Below are 17,567 nucleotides of genomic sequence, written 5' to 3'. Positions count from 1 at the left end.
GGGTATATTTTTCAGTAGAGAGAGGGAAGACCGTCCGTTGGCTTAACCGACGACACTATAAAAGTATTCAATTCGGAGGACGCCACCAAAGTATTCGGCTTTTTTTTTGGATTGCACAACCCCATGGATGTGGGGGATAAAGGGTCAGTGCCGGATTAATCATCTCTCCGCCGTCTTGTTATCTTGGGGCCAAACCAACCATCATTGATGAGAACCGTATTCACCCTGCTCTTTTCAGCCCTCCTTTGCACCAGCGTCCGCGCCCAACAGGAGTTGCTACAATCCGGCCCCATGCTGGGCTACTGCGAACAAATGGAAGTACTCATCTGGGTACAGACCAAAGCCCCGGCCAACGTCCGGGTAGAGTATACTGACGACAAGGGCGTCACCTTCACCACCAACGAAGTAGCCACCCGTGCCGGCAATGCCTTCACGGCGGAGCTGATCGCTGACCGCGTACAGCCCGGGGCACACTACAACTATAAGGTGCTGATCAACGACAAAGCCCTCTCTCTGCCCTACCCCACCGAGTTTACCGCCCAGCCGATCTGGCGCTGGCGCACTGATCCGCCGGATTTCCGCGTAGCCCTCGGCAGCTGTACTTACATCAACGAGCCGGCTTACGACCGCCCCGGAGACGGCTACGGCTCTGAATACGAGATCTTCACCAGCATCAATCAGGCTAAGCCCGAACTGATGATCTGGCTCGGCGATAATATGTACCTCCGCGAGCCCGACTGGTACACCAAAACCGGTTATCACCACCGCTTCACCCACACCCGCAGTCTGCCCGAAATGCAGCCCCTGCTGGCCCGCACCCACCATTATGCTACCTGGGACGACCACGACTACGGCCCCAACAACTCCGACCGTACCTGGGTACAGCGCGAGCTCGCCAAAGAAACCTTCGATGCTTTCTGGGGCAACCTCACCAGTGGGCTGCCCGCCAGCAAACAGGCCACCGGCTTTGCGGGTATCACCTCAACTTTCCGCTACAACGACACCGATTTTTTCCTGCTCGACAACCGCAGCTTCCGCACCCCGAACGACCAAAAACGGGCGGACAACAAAACCCTGCTGGGCAAAGCCCAGCTGGAATGGCTCATCGAAAGCCTCATTTTCAGCGACTCGCCCTGGAAGATGGTCTGCGTCGGCGGGCAGGTACTTAGTGACTCCGGCCGCGGCGAAAGCTACCAAAACCTGGCCCCTGACGAACTCGACTACCTTCTCCGCCGCATCACGGAAGAAAACATCAGCGGCGTCGTCTTTCTCACCGGAGACCGACACCACACCGAAATGTCTTCCCTGAAGCTTGACAACGGAAAAATGATCTACGACATTACGATCTCCAGCCTGACGGCCGGTACGGGCTCCTCCCGAAACGAAGTCAACTCCCGCCGGATGGAGGGCACCCTCGCCGTAGAACACAACTTCGGGATACTCTCTTTCTCCGGCCCGCTGAAAGAGCGAAAGCTGGAGATTGAGACTTTCGATACAGAAGGGAAATCAATCTGGAAGCGGACCTTGACGCGAAAGTGATCGCTCAAATAGACGGTCTGTGCACTTTTAGAAACCTCTCCCCCCAAACGCACTTCGCCCCCGGTAATTCAATACCGGAGGCGAAGCCCTAAAAGGCCGAAGGCCGTCTGAAAAGAAAAGACGCGAAGCGCTCTTTTCTGTCTACAAGCGCGAAGCGCGTCTACCAATGATTAAAAAGCCACAGGCTTTTTAATCATTGAACACCTCCACGTCCCGGTTCTTCACCACCAGGTCCGTGAACTTACCCTTAAAGCGGGTAGCCTTCACGATGTGGTTATCGATCCAATGGTAGTTGCCGCCACGGGGCTTACCCATGAGCATGGAGTGCCATTTGAAGTCGTGCTTCCGCAACCAGTACTCGGTGATTTCGCGGTGCTCTTCCGTACGGGAAGTAAAGAAGGTAATGATGTGGCCTTCGTCGTACCACTTATTCACGATGCGCAGGGCATCGGGGTAAGGCAGACAGGTACCCATCCGCTCGGGTTCTTCGTTGGGGATATCGTCACAGATCGTTCCGTCGATATCGATCAGGAAATTTTTTACGCCCTGGGGCAAAACGGGGCTGATAAGCTCACCTTTCTCGTTGAAGGTGGTTTCCAGACTCTTGTCAGAAGGTTCCATTTATCTTAGTTTCTGTAGGAGGTTATTCGGGGAGATAACTTAAATGCTTTACAAAGGTAAGGTTTAGAACTAAGCTTTGCCGCAGCCAGCCGTCGGGAATTCCTTTTCTTTACGGCGTCCAAAGAAGAAAAAACATGCAGGAAGTCGTTTTAGTTACCGGAGCCAGTTCAGGCGTTGGGGAGGCGCTCGCCCCGATGTTAGCCCAGCGAGGCTACCGTGTTTACGGCATGAGCCGCCGGAGTGTGGAGCTGGCGGGCGTTACTGCTCTGCCCGCCGATGTGTCCGATGCCGAAGGGCTCCAGGCAGCCATTGAACAGCTGATACAGGAGGCCGGCCGGCTGGATGCGGTGCTGCACTGCGCCGGCATTGGCGGCGCCGGCCCGGTAGAGCAAATGCCCACTGAGCGTGCCCGCCGTATCATGGACACCAACTTCTGGGGAAGCTGGAACCTGGCGCAGGCTACCCTGCCGTACCTGCGAAAAAGTCCGAGGGGCAGACTCCTCTTCGTCGGGAGCATTGCCGGCTTTATGGGCATTCCCTTCCGGGCGGCTTACTGCGCGAGCAAAGCCGCCGTAAAGACGATGTCGGACAGCCTGCGGATGGAAGTTCAGGGCTCCAACCTGCAGGTCACCACCGTTGCACCAGGAGACATCGCCACCAACTCCATCGCCACCCAGTACCGGCAGCCGACTGAAGAAATCGACCCGCTTTACCGCGACCGCTACCGGAAGTTCGATGATGGTATGGCCAACAACGTTGAACACGGCATGACGGCAGAGTATGTTGCAGAAAGCATCTATACCATCATGAACAAAGACACGCTGAAACCTTATTATGCCATCGGAGAATTCGTACAAAAGGCGAGTGTGAAGGCCAGTCGGATTCTACCGGGCTCGCTTTGGGAGAAGGTGTTGGGGAAGTATTATAGTTAGGGGGGGGGGACTGTAACGCCGACTTCAGTCGGCGGCTAAACCTAACGCCGACTGAAGCCGGCGCTACAAAACCTACTGAAATACGCTATGAGATATAGTTACCTCTACCTTCTTTTCATGCTGGTTGCCTGTGCAGAAGAATCCCCATCGGATGATTTGCCCCTCACCCTGCCCCTCACCACCCAATCCGACTCCACCCGCCACTACTACCATCAGGGCTGGAAAGAGATCATGGACGAGGGCCACTACGGCCCCTCCGAAACGACCTACCGCCAGGCGATGAGCTTCGACCCCGACTTCCTGCTCGGCAAAGCCACCCTCGGCCGGCTGACGCTGGATACGACGGAGCGCCGCCGCATCGAACGCGAACTGGATGGAGCGGGTAAAGAGCTGCCCAAAGACGAGCGCGACCTGCTCGGCCTCTACACCGATTTTGTCCGCTTTACGAATATGCGCGATCACAGCCCCGCCGCGGCCTACGATATGCTGAGTAAGGTGCTGCCCGGCGGGCAGGACCTCCTCGGTCAGCTGGTGCATAAATACCCCGATGAGGTTTACCTGAAGTGCGAATATGTGGAGCTCATCAATTCCAACCACGGCCCCGAGATCGCCCTCGATTCGCTGGCCGTGCTGACGCGGGAGCGGCACGCTGACAATCCCTTCCTGATGGGCTTTAAAGCAAGCCTGCTGGCCGAAACCGGCCAGCATGAAGACGCCCTGGCTACCGCCAACGAACTCGCGACGATGCTGGATCGTGATGATTGGCCCAAACCCCACGCCGTTTACGCCGATGTTTATTTTGCGATGGATAGCCTTCAGCTAGCAAAAACACACGCAGACAAAGCCGTGGAACTGGATTATCGGAATCTGGACGCCTCAAGGCTGCAGACGCGGATAGACAGGGAGATCGAGCGGAGGTTAAAGGAATAAGGCCTCGCGCTCTTTGGGCGGAGGACCTCCAGGTCCGACCGGGCAAGGGAGTACAGCGACTTTGACCATCCAGCACCCGCACTAATACGCTGCCGAAAGTACCCGCTCCGGAAGCTTGCGGCCCCGTTCGCGATTCGACGCAGGAGCGTCTCAACCAGAAACTCTGCCTTTATAATCCCCTCCCCTTGCACCTGCGTATGCGCCCGCAAAACCAACCGACTAAAAAACCAAAGAACCAAAAGACTAATCTTATCTTCGCGCCATGACCACAACAGCCTACCTCAACGACCACCGCGACCGCTTCATGGATGAGCTTTTCACTCTGCTACGCATTCCCAGCGTCAGTACGGACAAGAAGCATAATGATGACACCCACGCCTGCGCCGTACAGGTGCAGGAGTATTTGGTACGCGCCGGTCTTGACAAAGCCACCCTCTACCCCACCGATGGTCATCCCATCGTGTTTGCCGAGAAGATCATCGATCCTTCACTGCCCACTATTTTGGTGTACGGCCACTACGATGTGCAGCCTGCCGCTCCACTGGATGAGTGGAACAGCGAGCCCTTCGAACCGGTAATCAAGAAAACGAAAATTCACCCCGAAGGTGCCATCTTTGGCCGGGGCACGACGGACGATAAAGGACAGATGTTCATCCACGTCAAAGCCGTGGAGACGATGATCAAGACGGACAAGCTGCCCTGCAACGTCAAATTCATGATCGAAGGTGAGGAGGAGATCGGCAGTCCCAACCTATTGCCTTTCATCAAGCAGTATAAAGAGATGCTGAAGTCGGATGTCATCCTGATCTCCGACACCAGCCTGTTGAGCAAGAAGCACCCGAGCATCACCGTTGGTCTGCGTGGGCTGACTTACCTCGACGTGAAGGTAACCAGTGCCCGGGCCGATATGCACTCCGGCCTCTTCGGTGGTGCCGTGGCCAACCCGATCAACACCCTCTGCGAGATGATCGCCTCGCTGAAGGATGAGAAGAAACACATCACCATCCCCGGCTTTTACGACGACGTCGTTTTCCCTTCCGACCGCGATCGGGACATGATGCGCAACGCACCTTTCGACGAGCAGGAATACATGGATAGCCCCGGCGTTTTCGGCCTCGAAGGCGAAGAAGGCTACCACACTTATGAGCGGACGGGCATCCTGCCGACGCTTGACTGCAACGGCATTTGGGGCGGCTTCACGGAGGAAGGCTCCAAGACGATCATCCCCGCCGTAGCGAACGCCAAGATCAGTATGCGACTGGTGAGCCAGCAGGACCACGAGAAGATCACGGAACTGTTCAGTAAGCACTTCAAGTCCATCGCCCCGTCCAGCGTGAAGGTGGAAGTACACCCTCACCACGGTGGCAACCCCTACGTAACGCCCACCGATACGGTGGAATACCGCGCTGCCGCTGCGGCCATGGTCGAGACCTTCGGCGTAGAACCGGTACCGATGTACGAAGGTGGCTCCATCCCCATCGTTGCTGCCTTCAAGGAAGTACTCGAAGTGGAAACCATCCTGATGGGCTTCGGCTTTGACACGGACGGACTGCACAGCCCCAACGAACACTTCGGTGTCTGGAACTTTTATAAGGGTATTGAAACGGTGCCGGTGTTCTTCAAGAAGTATGCGGAAATGAAGACGACGGTGGCATAAGTACCGGGATGCTCGAAGACCCCACAATACTGCGGGATGCTTCGAGCCCCCTCAGATCATTGATACTTGCCCAACAAACGTCAGAGACAAGCTAAATTTCTTAGAAAGACCCGCAAGCTGCACCGCCTGTCGGGCATCAGCCTCTTCGTGTTCTTTTTCATCATGGCCGTAACGGGCATTCTCCTCGGCTGGAAGAAGAATAGCGCGGAGATCATTATGCCAGACACCTACAAGGGGGAGAGCACCGACCAGGCGGATTGGTTAACGATGGACAGCCTCTCTTTCCTGGCTACTCAAGCCTTGTTTGAGGCGGAGGGCCAGCTTTCTGAGATCGACCGCATCGACGTGCGCCCCTCCAAGGGCAGCATGAAGTTCCTCTTCCAGGACCGGCAGCTGGAGGTCCAGCTCGATGCGACTACCGGTGAGCCCCTCTCCGTTGGCCGGCGCCACAACGACTGGATCGAGGCCGTACACGACGGCTCTATCGTTGATGACACGCTGGGAGTTCCACACGGGATCTTTAAGGTATTCTACAACTCAGTAATGGGCATTGCTCTGATCATCTTTACCGTAACGGGCTTTTGGCTTTGGTATGGCCCGCGGAGGATGAGGAGGTAGGTTGGTTCTTTGGGTTGCCGAATTGGGAAGGCTTGGGAGAGCTGCCGCGCGGTATTGGCTGCCGCATTGGGGAGGTGTGGGACCTACCAGACCCAACCGCTGCCAGCTAAAGCCGGTGCTGCGCTACAAAGCTCTCCGAGCTGCCAAATATAAAACGCAAGCTTACCTCTAACGCCTACAATACGCGGTAGCCCAAAAGACTAAAGAACCGCCTTTTTAATCAACTCATCCACCGTTGCTTTGCGGACTTCGAGAATGGCTCCGGAGAAAAAGAGGGTTTTCCCGGCCAGCGCGTGGTTGGCGTCCAGGGTGACGATCTTGTCGTCCCATTTCAGGATTTTAGCGTTAACGGCTTTGCCGTTGCTATCGGTAAGGGCAACGAACTGTCCTTCAATGAGTAGCGCCGGGTCGATCTGCTCCCGCTCATTATAAAAATGATGGATGGGCATTTGCAGAATGTGCTCTTTAGACGGCACACCGTAGGCGTCTTCGGGGGCGAGCTGGAAGCTGAAGCCCATATTGGCCTTCAGGCCGAAGAGGCGACGCTCCCAGGCGGGCAGCATTTTGCCGACGCCGAACATGAATTTAAAGGGGTGGTTTACGTCCATCCGTTCGAGGAGGGGGCCCTGAGGGCCGCCGTCGCGGACTTCGTAGGTGAGGGTTACAATGGTGTGATCGTCGATAGTCATAAGGATGCTTTTGGAGACTGGTTTTGATAGTAGAGGACTAAACTCCATTTAATGGCTGCTGCTCCGAAGGAGGTAACGGACCAAATGCTCCCCATGCCTGTTTTGCCCATTGACCAAGCTACCATAAAGCATATCATGTTTAATGTAGCTAGCCCAAAGAAAACGCGTAGCCATTGAGGTAAAAAGGACATGTTTTTCATAAGCCGTTAGGTACAGGTAAACAGGGGTAAACTTTAGGAATTATGCGATCTGCTTTTGGGCTTGTCGGTGATAATAATAGATAAGGACATTAGTCGCTCCGCTCACTATGTAACTAAGAATCACCCAAGGACTTCCTGTATCAATTTTGTCCATTAAGGTTAGGGTAACAATGAATAGTACATAGATCACCGCACACACTATAAAAACCGTCAGCCATTTAGGATAATGGGTTTTCTCATTCATAACAAAGCAACGAACAAAGACAAGGATAGTTTGGGCGCTCACCGCAGGTACAGAGAGAAGCTACCAAGGCAATTGGATGGTATTATTCTCCCATTTTTTCATTCTCCCATTCAATACTTCCGCTCCAGATAAGGCGCCTCCACCCCTGGGCCTGCATCATTTTTGCGGATGGCATCGAGCCGGTCGCGGCAGGCCTCACAGCGGCCGAGGTGGTCACTGATGCGGCGGAAGGCTTTGCGGTCTTGTTTGGGCAGTTTCCCGCGCCAGAAGGCGAGGAGGTCTTCGTCAGAGACATGGGCGAAGGACGACAGTACCTCCCGGCCGATATAATAAATGATGGCCGCAGCTACGACGGCAACTAAGAGGATCTTCATGAAGGCGAAGGTACGGCCTTCTGCTTTGCTTAATTTTCCGACCGTACATACATCAAATTGTAGGGCAGTGATTGGTTGAGACGCTATGCGTCGATCCGGGCAAGGGAACGAAGTGACTTTGACCGTGTCATCAATACTAACGAGAATTGCCTGTACAGGCTACGGGAGCCTTCGGCACCATCTGCGGTTCGACGCACAGCGTCTCAACCAAAATTTCACCATTCAGCGTTCAGGGTTCGAGCATTACCGTCTGAATGTTTCCCTAGCTAATGGCCCCAAACTGGAGTTGGCGAACCATTGCTTTTTGCAATCCTCCCCTTGCACCCGCGTCCGCGCCTGCTCATCCCCTTAGCCCCGTCATTTGTCGAAAGGCTTTCCACATTCCGTTCTCTCTTCGTACTTTGGCAACATGTCGATACTGGCCAGCGAAAACAAGACGGAAGAAATCGGGGGATTCCTCGATCGCCTGGGAAAAACCCTCACCCAACGGCCGTTCTATCACGCCGGTGGCTGGCTGGCCTTTCTGGCCCTGCTGGTAGCCATGCAGTGGCGAACGGGAGAATTCACCTTCGGGGTCTCCCTGGCCAACGAGCTCATCAATGTCGTTTTTTACATCATCGTTGTTTACATCAACCTGCTGTACATTTTCCCCACCTACCTGAAAAAGGGAAAATTCGGCACCTATATCTTTCTCCTGATTGGTGTAGCCCTGGTGTTTACGCCGCTGAAGCTGGCGCTCAAGTACATCCTTTTCTCCAAAGCCGGCGGCGTACAGCAAGACATTCTGGAAAATCTCTCCGCCTATTTCTTCAGCACCTTCCTGGTCGCCGGCCTGAGCACAGTAGGCAAAATTATGGTCGACTGGATCACCCAGAACCGGATTAAAGACAAAGCGGAAACGGAGACCATGCAGTCGGAGCTGCGCTTCCTGAAAAGTCAGATCAATCCGCACTTCCTCTTTAATACCCTGAACAGCCTCTACGCGCTGACGCTGAAAAAAGATGACAAAGCACCGGACATCGTCATCAAGTTGTCCGAGATGATGCGCTATATGCTCTATGAGTGCAACGAGCCCAAGGTGCCGCTGCGAAAGGAGATAAATTACCTACAGAACTACCTAGACCTGGAGCGCCTGCGCCAACGGAAAGGCATTGATATCCAACTGGAGGTTTCCGGGAATGTGTCCGATCAAATGGTGGCCCCGCTGTTACTCATTCCATTTCTGGAAAACAGTTTTAAACACGGCGTGAATGCCAACATTAAAGACGGTTTTGTGAAGGCGACCCTCCGCGTCGAGCCCCGCTCCATTCACTTTATTCTGGAGAACAGTAAAGGCTCCATTATGCCGACCCAGGTTCACGGCAACCGGCCCAGTGGCGGCATCGGACTGGTGAACGTTCGCCGGCGGCTACAACTCCTATACCCCGACAAATACGAACTAGACGTAAAAGAGACACCGGGCACCTACGCCGTTCACCTCGACTTACAACTCTTGTGAACACTCACCGAGAATTCTCCTTGGTTAGTCGACGAAATTTGCCCTACCTCCATTACATCCCTAATATCGCAGTATGATACACGCCATTATAGTAGACGATGAGCCCCTGGCTCAGGACATCCTCGAGACTTACCTCAAAAAAATTCCCCAGATTGAATTGGTGGCTAAATGCGACAATGCATTTGAAGCCAACGAAGTATTGCAAAAGCACGATATCGACCTGATGTTTCTGGACATCAACATGCCGCAGCTTACCGGCACGGACTTTCTGCGTGGGCTTAAAGACCCTCCGGTAACCATCTTCACGACGGCCTACCCGAACTATGCGCTTGACGGTTTCGAGCTCAACGCCCTCGATTATCTGGTGAAGCCCATTAGCTCCGACCGCTTCCTGACGGCCTGCAACCGGGCTATTGAGCAAGCAGAGCTTAAGCAGAAAGCTAAAGCCGGCAAGGTGGAAGACGGCGGGCCAGATTTCTTCTTCGTGAAGGCGGACAAAAAACTCGTCCGGGTCAATCTGTCTGACATCGTATACATCGAAGGGCTCAAAGATTACGTCATCATCCGAATGCCGGACGATCGCGTCATCACCCTGCAAACGATGAAGTCTTTGGACGAGCGTTTACCAAACGCCAACTTCCAAAGAATTCACCGGAGCTACATCGTCAATCTTGACCGTATTGAAGCCGTTCACGGTAACATGGTGGAAGTCAAAGAGAAAGGTAAAACCACCTCTTTGCCCATTGGTAAGTCTTATCGGGAGATTCTCGCCAAACGAATTGAAGAATATAAGCTCTGATCCATTCAGAACTTCGTCAACGCTTTAAAGCGGTTAAGCACCTTGATTGTTGCTTAACCGCTTTCTTTTTGTCGTCAAAATTTTATACTGAAAAACAACTCAATGTTAAGTTTTTCACCCGCATTTACACTGTGCGCGTATTTATTATTAGGTTTGAGGTAAACTAATTAGCTTGAGTTATGAAAAAATACATTGCAGAATTCATCGGCACCTCCTGGCTCGTGCTGGGTGGTTGTGGTAGCGCCGTATTGGCTGCAGCTTTCCCGGAACTTGGCATTGGCTTCGTTGGTGTTGCCCTTGCTTTTGGTCTTACCGTTATTTCTATGGCTTACGCCATTGGCCATATTTCTGGCTGTCACCTCAATCCGGCTGTCTCCATCGGCTTATGGGCTGGTGGGCGTTTTGATGGTAAAGACCTCCCCGGCTACATCATCGCCCAGGTACTGGGTGGCATCCTGGGCGCCGGTCTGCTTTACCTCATCGCCAGCGGCAAAGCAGGCTTTGAAGTGGGCGGCTTCGCTTCCAACGGATTCGGTGAGCACTCTCCCGGAGGGTACTCCATGACGGCTGCCCTCGTCTGCGAAGCGGTCCTTACCTTCTTCTTCTTGTTCGTCATTCTGGGCTCTACCTACTCCAAGGCACCCCGTGGGCTGGCCGGCTTGGCCATTGGTCTGTGTCTTACGCTGATCCACCTGATCAGTATTCCAGTAACGAACACTTCCGTCAACCCCGCACGTAGTACCAGCCAGGCACTTTTTGCCGGTGGCTGGGCCATTGAGCAACTGTGGTTGTTCTGGGTCGCCCCCATCGTGGGTGCGCTGATTGCTGGCTTTGTCTACAATATGCTTTCTCCGGAGATCGAAGACTAAGCACTCCTCCACAACCGCCGATTCTTTAATCAAAAATGGCGCTTTCCTGGCTTGGGAGGGTGCCGTTTTTGATGTAAAGAGGGCTGTTGTGGAGCTGGCTCACGCAGAGGAAGGGGGCTGATGCGCAGCTTCTTTGAACCACGGATTTTCACAGATTCGCTTCGTGACTGCCGCGGTGAGACACCGATAGAATCTACTACTACGTACCATATATTGGCACAATTGATCAATTCAAGGCCAGCCTTCAGCAACAAGCGCTCTCGCAAGGCATAACTCAATCAGACTACGATGAGCTATTCCGGGCTTATGGACATTAGGGACTCACAGATTTACACGGATTAAAGCACAGATTGATACGACTTCTTCGCACTGGCGTTGCTTGCTTAACATCTCAGAATTAACGATGATTCCTGTAAGGCTAAAAGGAATTACTTCTACAATTCTCACTAAATAATCCGTGCAAATCTGTGGTCCCAAAAAGCTGCGAAGCAGCCCCTACTCCACCAAAATCCGGGCTCCCCCCGTATTCCCCCCAAACTCCGGCGCATACATACACTGTACCCGGCCGAGGCCGTTACTGAAGCTACCTGAGTAAGTCGCGAACAGATCGTACTCCAGCGTAAAGGTGCCACGCGGCAGGTGATCGATGAAGAAGTTCGTCGCCAGATCGCCGGGGGCCTGGTAGTAGCCAAGACCGTTCTGATACTGATACTTTGACAGCTGTTCGATGGGTTCGAAGGTAGCAGCGCGACGATCCTTGAGGTGCACGAAGTCCATCTCCCGGTCACTCTTCAGGATGAGACGGACGGTGACGCGGTCGCCGGCGGCGAGCGGCTTGTCGGCCGTGATGGGCTCCAGGCGCATGCCATCGTCGGTGGGTACGCGGCGGTAGAGCTCGCGGCTCAGGGTCAGCGGGCCATCGTTGCTGGCCGCTACCTTCTCGGCCAGTTCGGTATACTGCCAGTAGACGCCGCCCCAGACGAGGCGATTGTCTTTGTTTTTCACCTTTACACTGGCTAGTCCGTTGTCGATTTCGCCAGCGGCAGCGCTTACGGAGAAGGCTCCGGTGGCAGCTTCCGGGCTGCTTTGTGCGGCGCGGACGCGGGATGCAAGGGAACTCTTGAGAGCAGTGTTCGGCCACTCCACCTGTAAGGGTTTGCCCGGAGCGTCCGTCCAGTTCGTACCGGTGTTCAGCAGGGCAAAGACGGCGGCGGCGGTGCTCTTGGTCGTTGGCCAGCGGTTGGTCCGCTTATTGGTCAGCAGCCAGAGGCGCATCTCATCCAGTTCGTCCGTCGTGCCACCGGCCAGCTGGAAGGCCTCCAGGATGCGACAGTGCGTCTCGATGGGCAGGTTCTGCCAGCGGAAGCCCTGTCCGTACTTCCAGTACATCCCAAACTCGTCCTTGCGGATGGCGCGCTCGCGGAGAGACTCCACGATGAGCTTCGCCGTAGCGTCCTGCTGGGTTTTCACTGAGGTAGAGGCGATCAACGCCTGCTCGTAAAGGCCGTAACTCAGCCATTTAGCTGCAATGCGTTCGCTGTAAAAAGCCAGTGCTTCGCTGACCTGCTCGCTGGGGTCCACCTTCACCCCTTCGCTCATGGCGCGGGCGTAGAGGTAGTGTACCATCGAGCTGGAGGGCATATAATCCTCCCGCTGCTCGGGCTTGTCTTTCGTCTGCTTCAGGTAGCGGTCGTAGTCGCGGCGCATCTCCTGGTCGAGCCAGTTGATGGCGCTCTGGCTGATGCCGTTGACGCGGGCCGTTTGGTCCGGCGTCACCACGCCCAGTTGCTGCATCCGGCCCATCGTTTCCACGACGTACTGCGTCATGTAGCGATTTTCCCGGCCGCCGGGGAACCAGCTGAAGTAGCCAGCCCCATCCTGGCGGTTAGCCAGTTTTTCGAGGGCGGCCACCTGCTCGTCGGCCAGTTTCTTCAGATCGAAGAGGTTGGCGATGCGGGCGCGTTGCTCGGCCTCCGACTGCGCAGCGCGCAGCCAGGGGGTCTCCGTTAGCAGCGCGTTCTTGAGCTGGGGGTTACGCTCCAGCTCACTCTTCAGCGCATTCGGGTCGGCCTGCCACTGGCGGAAGACCTCTTCGAGAATCGGCTTACGGCTCACGGTGGCAAAGGCCAGCTGGTTGGCGAAGTAACGGTTGGCCAGCTGCTCCGTACAGTCGTAGGGGTACTCCATCAGGTAGGGCAGCGACTTCAGCGCGATCCAGGCCGGATTGGTCGTCGCCTCGAAGGTATAGCCTACGTGCTGCAGGCTGGCACTCTTGCTGCTGGCCAGTAGCGGCAGCGTGATGGTCTTCTTCTCCTTGCGCTTGAGGTAGAAGGGCTGGGAGACGGTGATGAGCGTCCGGTCCGTCAGCACGGGGATCACGTTCTCTTCGCCGTCGGAGAAATCTCCGCCGCGGACAATAACGCGATAGCCGATGGGGCCGTCGCTGCTCAGCCCGTCCGGGATATTGAGCGGGAAGCAGAAGCTTGCGCCCGACCCAGCCTCAATCCTTTGCTCGCTTTGGCAATACTTGGCACCTGCGCTGGCGCCCCCAAGAAGCGCTGCTTGCCGCTCAGGCAAATACGCCTCCCCCGTTGCCGGGTCAAAGAGCTCCAGCGTGGCTTTCACCACCATGCCCAGTTCCGTCATGTTGTTGACGCGGGCGGTCAGCTCCATCGCGTCGCCCTCCCGCACGAAACGCGGGACGTTGGGCAAGACCATCAGCTCTTTTTGCGTCACTATTTTTTGCTCAGATACCGCCGAGGCCAAGTCCGGGTCGTGCGCAAAAACGCGCAGCTTCCAGCTCGTCAGCGCTTCCGGGCTATCGAATTCGATGACCAGGTTACCGTCTGCATCCGCTCGCAGGTCAGGGAGCCAGAAGGCCGTCTCCTGCAGGTTCTTGCGGATTTGGACGGGGGCGTCTCCGCCGCCTGCTTCATCGTCTGCCGGGGCGGGTGGTGGTGGTGGTGGTGGTGCGCTCGCCGGAGCGGACATCTTACGCTGAACGCTTCCATCAGCGTCACTCATCGCCATGCCTTCCGCCTCCATCGCCGGCGCAGCCGCCGAGTAAGCAACCGGAGGCCCTGAATCTCGCAGCATCCGGCGGCCTCCACCCGCCATACCATAGCCCCACTGCAGCGGCCCCAGGTCCAGCCCCGGCAAGCCAGGCAGTGAAGGCAAGTCGGAGAGTACCCGGCGGGAGATACCATAGTGCCAGCTTGTGCCACCATTTAGCTGGCTGGCCATTTGCCCGTAGTAGCCGAAGGTTGGCCAGGGATTGAAGGCCCAGCCACTGCCGGCGTAAATCTGATCCAGGCTGGCGTCGTACATCGTCGCCAGGGCGGCAGCCGGCACGGGGCTACCGTCGGCGTTTTTCACCGTCAGCGTCCATCGTTCAGGAGTGCCCGGACGGAGTTTATCGCGGAAGGTAGCGTAGTCAATCTGTAGTTTTTTGTTCTCCCAGCCGGGGCCAAAGCGGACCTGTTCCTGCTTCACCTCTCCGAAGCGGTAAAAAGCCATACCGAAGCCGATGCCGCCCCGGTCGTCTTCCGTTGGCGTGTAGGTGAAGGTCGTCCGGCGGGTTGCGGCCGAGATGCCGTCTTCGCGGAGGTTTCGGCTGCGCCAGCCGAAGTCGATGTGCGGAATGTCCACGGCCGAAATCAGGGTCAGCGTTATGGCTTGCCCGACTTTTCCCACCTGGTCTTTGCCCAGCAGCGCGTAGAGCTGGCCTTCGGGCAGTTCGCCCCGTTCGGCGTTCATAAGGGTGAAGGCGGAAGCCTCTCCTTTGGTACCATCGGGGTAGTTCCACTCCAGGCGGTAGTGACCGGCGGGCCAGCCGGTAGCGTCCAGCGCCAGACGGGCTTTGCCTTCCGTTATTTCCAGCTGACCGTCGTAGACGGGCAGGCTTTTGGCGGGCCAGTCGGCGGGGTCCGCCGGGGTTTCCTCGGCTGGCAGGCCGGGGAAGAGCTTTTGGTAGTCGGCGGGGCTGAGTACCGGCCGGTCGGGGAAGCCCCAGGCGCGGGTGAGCAAGCCCACCCCGGGCTTGGTCACGGGCACGATGCGGGCACTGACCGTCAACGTCTCGTCGGTGCCGGCGGCCACAATGATCAGGCTGTCCGTCACGTCTATATCAGCGTCTTCGACGCTGAGGCCCACGACGGGCTTCTCGCCCCGCAGGGAGACGGACGTGCTGGCTTCGTGGGTTTCTCCGGTGTCATCCGTGACGTCCGTTTCGATGACGTAGCGATAGCGGCGGCGGCCCTGGCTCAGACCTTCTTCGGGCGTAAAGCTCAGGCTGAAGGCACCATAGCCGTCAGTACTCGTCTCCCCGCTGGCCACCAGCTCCCGGTCGTTCGAGCTCCCACCGCCCCGGTAAAACCAGTAGTAGCGGATTTCTTCGACAAAGACGCGGTAATTCACTTTAGCATCGTTGAGCCCCGGACCGGCGTAGAGTTTCGCCGAACCCGTCACTTCTGCTTCCTCGCCAGCAACAACGAAGTCAGGGGCTTCCAGCTCCACCTGGAAGCGGGGGCGTTTGTATTCCTCTACGCGGAAGTTGAGGGAGCCGCCTTCGGTTCTGATGCTGAAATTCCCCGTCAGCCCGCCCGTCGGCAACTTGAAGCTTAGATCGAAACGCCCCAGACGGTCGCTGGTGACCTCTACGGATTCCACTTCCTGGTAGTTAGCGTCCAGCAGGGTTACCTTCCGGTCTGCGCCCGTTAGCTGCCGGGGCATATTGTCCTGGTTCTTCTCCATCGTCAGACCGTAGACCCGGACGGTTTGCCCGGGACGGTAGATGGCCCGATCGGTAAATAAGGTCGTAACGGGATAAACGCGGTTTCGGGGCTCCTGCCGGCTTCCGGAGGAGTAAGTCGTTTCGCTCACGAAGCGGTCTTTGCCCTCGGCATCTTCGAGTTGCAGGCGCAGTTGACCGCGCTCATTACGTGGTACGGCTACACGGCCGTCACTGCCGGTGGTTTTCGTCCGGAGGCGCGACCATTTGGTATCCCGATATCCCTTTTTCTGTTCGATGACGACGCGCACGCCGGCCTTCGGCTCTCCCGTCGTACGATCCACGATCTGGAAGTAGTTATCCTCGGCTGTTTCCAGCCGCACGATAGCCAGATCACTGACCTGAAAGTCGCTGATCACCACGGTACCTTCTTCCAGGCTGAAATCTTTGTTGTCGCTGGCGATGAGGTAATACCGGCCGGAGGGCAGTTCCTCCAGGCTGATTTCCGTCGTATGCGCGCTGTAATCATCGTTGGCGGGTAGCGTAACGCTTTTTTCCTGCAGACGAGGGAGCTTGAGCAGACGAGGGAGTAATTCTTCGGGTTCGCGGTTGTAGCGATTATCTTCGGGCGTTTCCTTTCCAGTCATCGCGACGACCCGGTAGAATACTTTCTCGACGTTGCGGTAGTTCTGCGCTACCAGAAGATTACGGTTGCGGGTGTATACCTCCCGCAGGTTGAGGCTCAGGTCTACCGATAAAACGGACCGGCGAAGGCTTTCTGCCGCCGCCACTACTTCAGGGCTGGTTTCTGTAATCTGATCGAGTAGCTTCAGTGCATGGGCGCGGGGGAGTTCCTGCCAGTCGCTTTCGGCGCGGTCATGAAGTCTTGCCTGTGTCAGCAGGAACAGGTCAAAGCCGGCCGTCCCTTTATATTGCTGGTGCATCCGCTCCAGTACCGAAGCGTAGGTGCTGTCGGCCAGCCCGTAGGAGCTTATGAGTTCGATACGTTGGAGGTCGGCCCGGAGCAGAGCCTCACCGCCTGATTCCAGGTGATAATCGAGCAGGTCCTGATAGAGCGCCAGGCGACGCTGGTTGCCACTACCCTCCTCCAGATCTTCAAGGGAAAGCTTTACGAAATCGCGGGCGCTGACGGCGTATTTTTCGGGATTAGCCGGCACGGGGTTGGTGACGTTGAGCAGGGGGCTGGCCAGTAGCGGCATGCTTTGCAGGATGAGCAGGTCGTAAAGCGTGGGCCGTTCGTTAACCCGTGAATTGAGGTTGCTTACGATGGCGGGGATTTCCGCCAGACGGGTGCGGTTAGCGCGGGCGCCCTCGAGCCCGGCCAGCAGGTGTTCTTCGGCGGTGGAGGCGAGCTGGAGCATCGTCCAGTCGGCCAGCGGAGCATCCGCTGCGGGGGTACCGTCGTCGGTAGCCGCCGTAGCGTTGCGGAGGCGGTAACTGTTTTGCCGGGCGTAATTGTAGTAGCCCTGCCCCAGCATGTAGTGGAGTACGGGGGTAACGACCGGGCGATTTTTATTCGTGGCTAATTCTGCCTGAAGCAGCTTGATGGCGGCGTCCGTACCATCCTCTTCCAGCCGGGCGGTGTAGGCGGCGCGGTGGGCGATGGCCTTGAGCATTTCGTCTTCGTCACCTGCTTCGGCGGCCATGTCATACACTTCGCTGATGGCCTCCAGGGCACTGCGAAATTTACCCTCCTCAGATAGGTTGTCAACTTTTTTATAGGCGGCTTTATAGTCTTGTCCCATCATCGCAGCGGTAACGGCCAGTAATAAGGCCAATAGTAGGTAACGCATAGTATCAGTTTTCCTTCGGTAAGATAACGGTATTGGTACCGATCATCATTGTGT

At 56.3% G+C, this 17,567-nt stretch carries 12 protein-coding genes; 8 read left to right on the top strand and 4 right to left on the bottom strand.

Annotated elements, in window-relative coordinates; translation table 11 throughout:
* Window positions 1–207 precede the first annotated feature (207 nt).
* A complete protein-coding gene (locus tag BM123_RS13745; protein ID WP_090169495.1) occupies window positions 208–1,539 on the top strand; it encodes an alkaline phosphatase D family protein in 1,332 nt (443 codons plus the stop codon).
* A gap of 189 nt (window positions 1,540–1,728) precedes the next feature.
* Here the strand turns inward: BM123_RS13745 and BM123_RS13740 are convergent, their stop codons facing one another.
* Window positions 1,729–2,160 carry an LNS2 domain-containing protein gene (locus BM123_RS13740; RefSeq protein WP_090169493.1) on the bottom strand — a complete coding sequence of 144 codons (432 nt, stop codon included), beginning with the start codon at window positions 2,158–2,160 and terminating at the stop codon, window positions 1,729–1,731.
* A 134-nt stretch (window positions 2,161–2,294) separates the two neighbouring features.
* Between BM123_RS13740 and BM123_RS13735 the strand changes: the two genes are divergently transcribed.
* The 4 genes from BM123_RS13735 (at window position 2,295) to BM123_RS13720 (ending at window position 6,297) form a co-directional block, all read left to right on the top strand.
* Window positions 2,295–3,092 (top strand): SDR family oxidoreductase, encoded by a 798-nt coding sequence (locus BM123_RS13735; RefSeq protein WP_090169491.1) that lies wholly within the window; start codon window positions 2,295–2,297, stop codon window positions 3,090–3,092.
* A gap of 87 nt (window positions 3,093–3,179) precedes the next feature.
* Window positions 3,180–4,022: a tetratricopeptide repeat protein gene (locus tag BM123_RS13730; protein WP_090169489.1), complete on the top strand. Its 843-nt coding sequence runs from the start codon at window positions 3,180–3,182 to the stop codon at window positions 4,020–4,022.
* A gap of 262 nt (window positions 4,023–4,284) precedes the next feature.
* On the top strand, window positions 4,285–5,679 hold the full coding sequence (locus tag BM123_RS13725) for a dipeptidase (protein WP_090169487.1): 1,395 nt from the start codon (window positions 4,285–4,287) through the stop codon (window positions 5,677–5,679).
* A gap of 66 nt (window positions 5,680–5,745) precedes the next feature.
* Complete coding sequence (locus tag BM123_RS13720) at window positions 5,746–6,297, top strand: PepSY-associated TM helix domain-containing protein (RefSeq protein ID WP_090169485.1); 552 nt, start codon at window positions 5,746–5,748, stop codon at window positions 6,295–6,297.
* Between the two features lie 200 nt (window positions 6,298–6,497).
* Here the strand turns inward: BM123_RS13720 and BM123_RS13715 are convergent, their stop codons facing one another.
* Together BM123_RS13715 and BM123_RS13705 are read right to left on the bottom strand one after the other, a co-directional pair.
* Window positions 6,498–6,986, bottom strand: a complete 489-nt coding sequence (locus tag BM123_RS13715; protein ID WP_175489386.1) for an FKBP-type peptidyl-prolyl cis-trans isomerase — start codon at window positions 6,984–6,986, stop codon at window positions 6,498–6,500.
* Window positions 6,987–7,540: 554 nt separating this feature from the next.
* Window positions 7,541–7,804 (bottom strand): anti-sigma factor, encoded by a 264-nt coding sequence (locus BM123_RS13705; RefSeq protein ID WP_090169478.1) that lies wholly within the window; start codon window positions 7,802–7,804, stop codon window positions 7,541–7,543.
* Between the two features lie 409 nt (window positions 7,805–8,213).
* On the opposite strand from BM123_RS13705, the gene BM123_RS13700 reads away from it, so the two are divergent.
* From BM123_RS13700 to aqpZ, 3 genes are all read left to right on the top strand, one after another.
* Window positions 8,214–9,302 (top strand): sensor histidine kinase, encoded by a 1,089-nt coding sequence (locus BM123_RS13700; protein ID WP_090169476.1) that lies wholly within the window; start codon window positions 8,214–8,216, stop codon window positions 9,300–9,302.
* A 73-nt stretch (window positions 9,303–9,375) separates the two neighbouring features.
* Window positions 9,376–10,101, top strand: coding sequence for a LytR/AlgR family response regulator transcription factor (locus BM123_RS13695; protein ID WP_090169474.1), 726 nt, complete (start codon window positions 9,376–9,378; stop codon window positions 10,099–10,101).
* 179 nt (window positions 10,102–10,280) lie between these two features.
* Window positions 10,281–10,970, top strand: a complete 690-nt coding sequence (aqpZ, locus tag BM123_RS13690) for an aquaporin Z (protein ID WP_090169472.1) — start codon at window positions 10,281–10,283, stop codon at window positions 10,968–10,970.
* Window positions 10,971–11,465: 495 nt separating this feature from the next.
* Here aqpZ and BM123_RS13685 read toward each other — a convergent pair whose 3' ends face one another.
* Window positions 11,466–17,513 carry an alpha-2-macroglobulin family protein gene (locus BM123_RS13685; protein WP_090169469.1) on the bottom strand — a complete coding sequence of 2,016 codons (6,048 nt, stop codon included), beginning with the start codon at window positions 17,511–17,513 and terminating at the stop codon, window positions 11,466–11,468.
* Window positions 17,514–17,567: the final 54 nt, after the last annotated feature.

It is taken from the genome of Neolewinella agarilytica (genome assembly GCF_900110645.1).
Classification (GTDB): Bacteria; Bacteroidota; Bacteroidia; order Chitinophagales; family Saprospiraceae; genus Neolewinella; species Neolewinella agarilytica.
Note: the sequence above shows the minus strand (reverse complement) of the source record. Positions and strands in the feature narration are given on the sequence as shown.

Bases quoted from the DNA above. Each gene is read 5' to 3' on its own strand.
- BM123_RS13745 (WP_090169495.1), top strand. From the start codon at position 208: ATGAGAACCGTATTCACCCTGCTCTTTTCAGCCCTCCTTTGCACCAGC.
- BM123_RS13740 (WP_090169493.1), bottom strand. From the start codon at position 2,160: ATGGAACCTTCTGACAAGAGTCTGGAAACCACCTTCAACGAGAAAGGT.
- BM123_RS13735 (WP_090169491.1), top strand. From the start codon at position 2,295: ATGCAGGAAGTCGTTTTAGTTACCGGAGCCAGTTCAGGCGTTGGGGAG.
- BM123_RS13730 (WP_090169489.1), top strand. From the start codon at position 3,180: ATGAGATATAGTTACCTCTACCTTCTTTTCATGCTGGTTGCCTGTGCA.
- BM123_RS13725 (WP_090169487.1), top strand. From the start codon at position 4,285: ATGACCACAACAGCCTACCTCAACGACCACCGCGACCGCTTCATGGAT.
- BM123_RS13715 (WP_175489386.1), bottom strand. From the start codon at position 6,986: ATGACTATCGACGATCACACCATTGTAACCCTCACCTACGAAGTCCGC.
- BM123_RS13705 (WP_090169478.1), bottom strand. From the start codon at position 7,804: ATGAAGATCCTCTTAGTTGCCGTCGTAGCTGCGGCCATCATTTATTAT.
- BM123_RS13700 (WP_090169476.1), top strand. From the start codon at position 8,214: ATGTCGATACTGGCCAGCGAAAACAAGACGGAAGAAATCGGGGGATTC.
- BM123_RS13695 (WP_090169474.1), top strand. From the start codon at position 9,376: ATGATACACGCCATTATAGTAGACGATGAGCCCCTGGCTCAGGACATC.
- aqpZ (WP_090169472.1), top strand. From the start codon at position 10,281: ATGAAAAAATACATTGCAGAATTCATCGGCACCTCCTGGCTCGTGCTG.
- BM123_RS13685 (WP_090169469.1), bottom strand. From the start codon at position 17,513: ATGCGTTACCTACTATTGGCCTTATTACTGGCCGTTACCGCTGCGATG.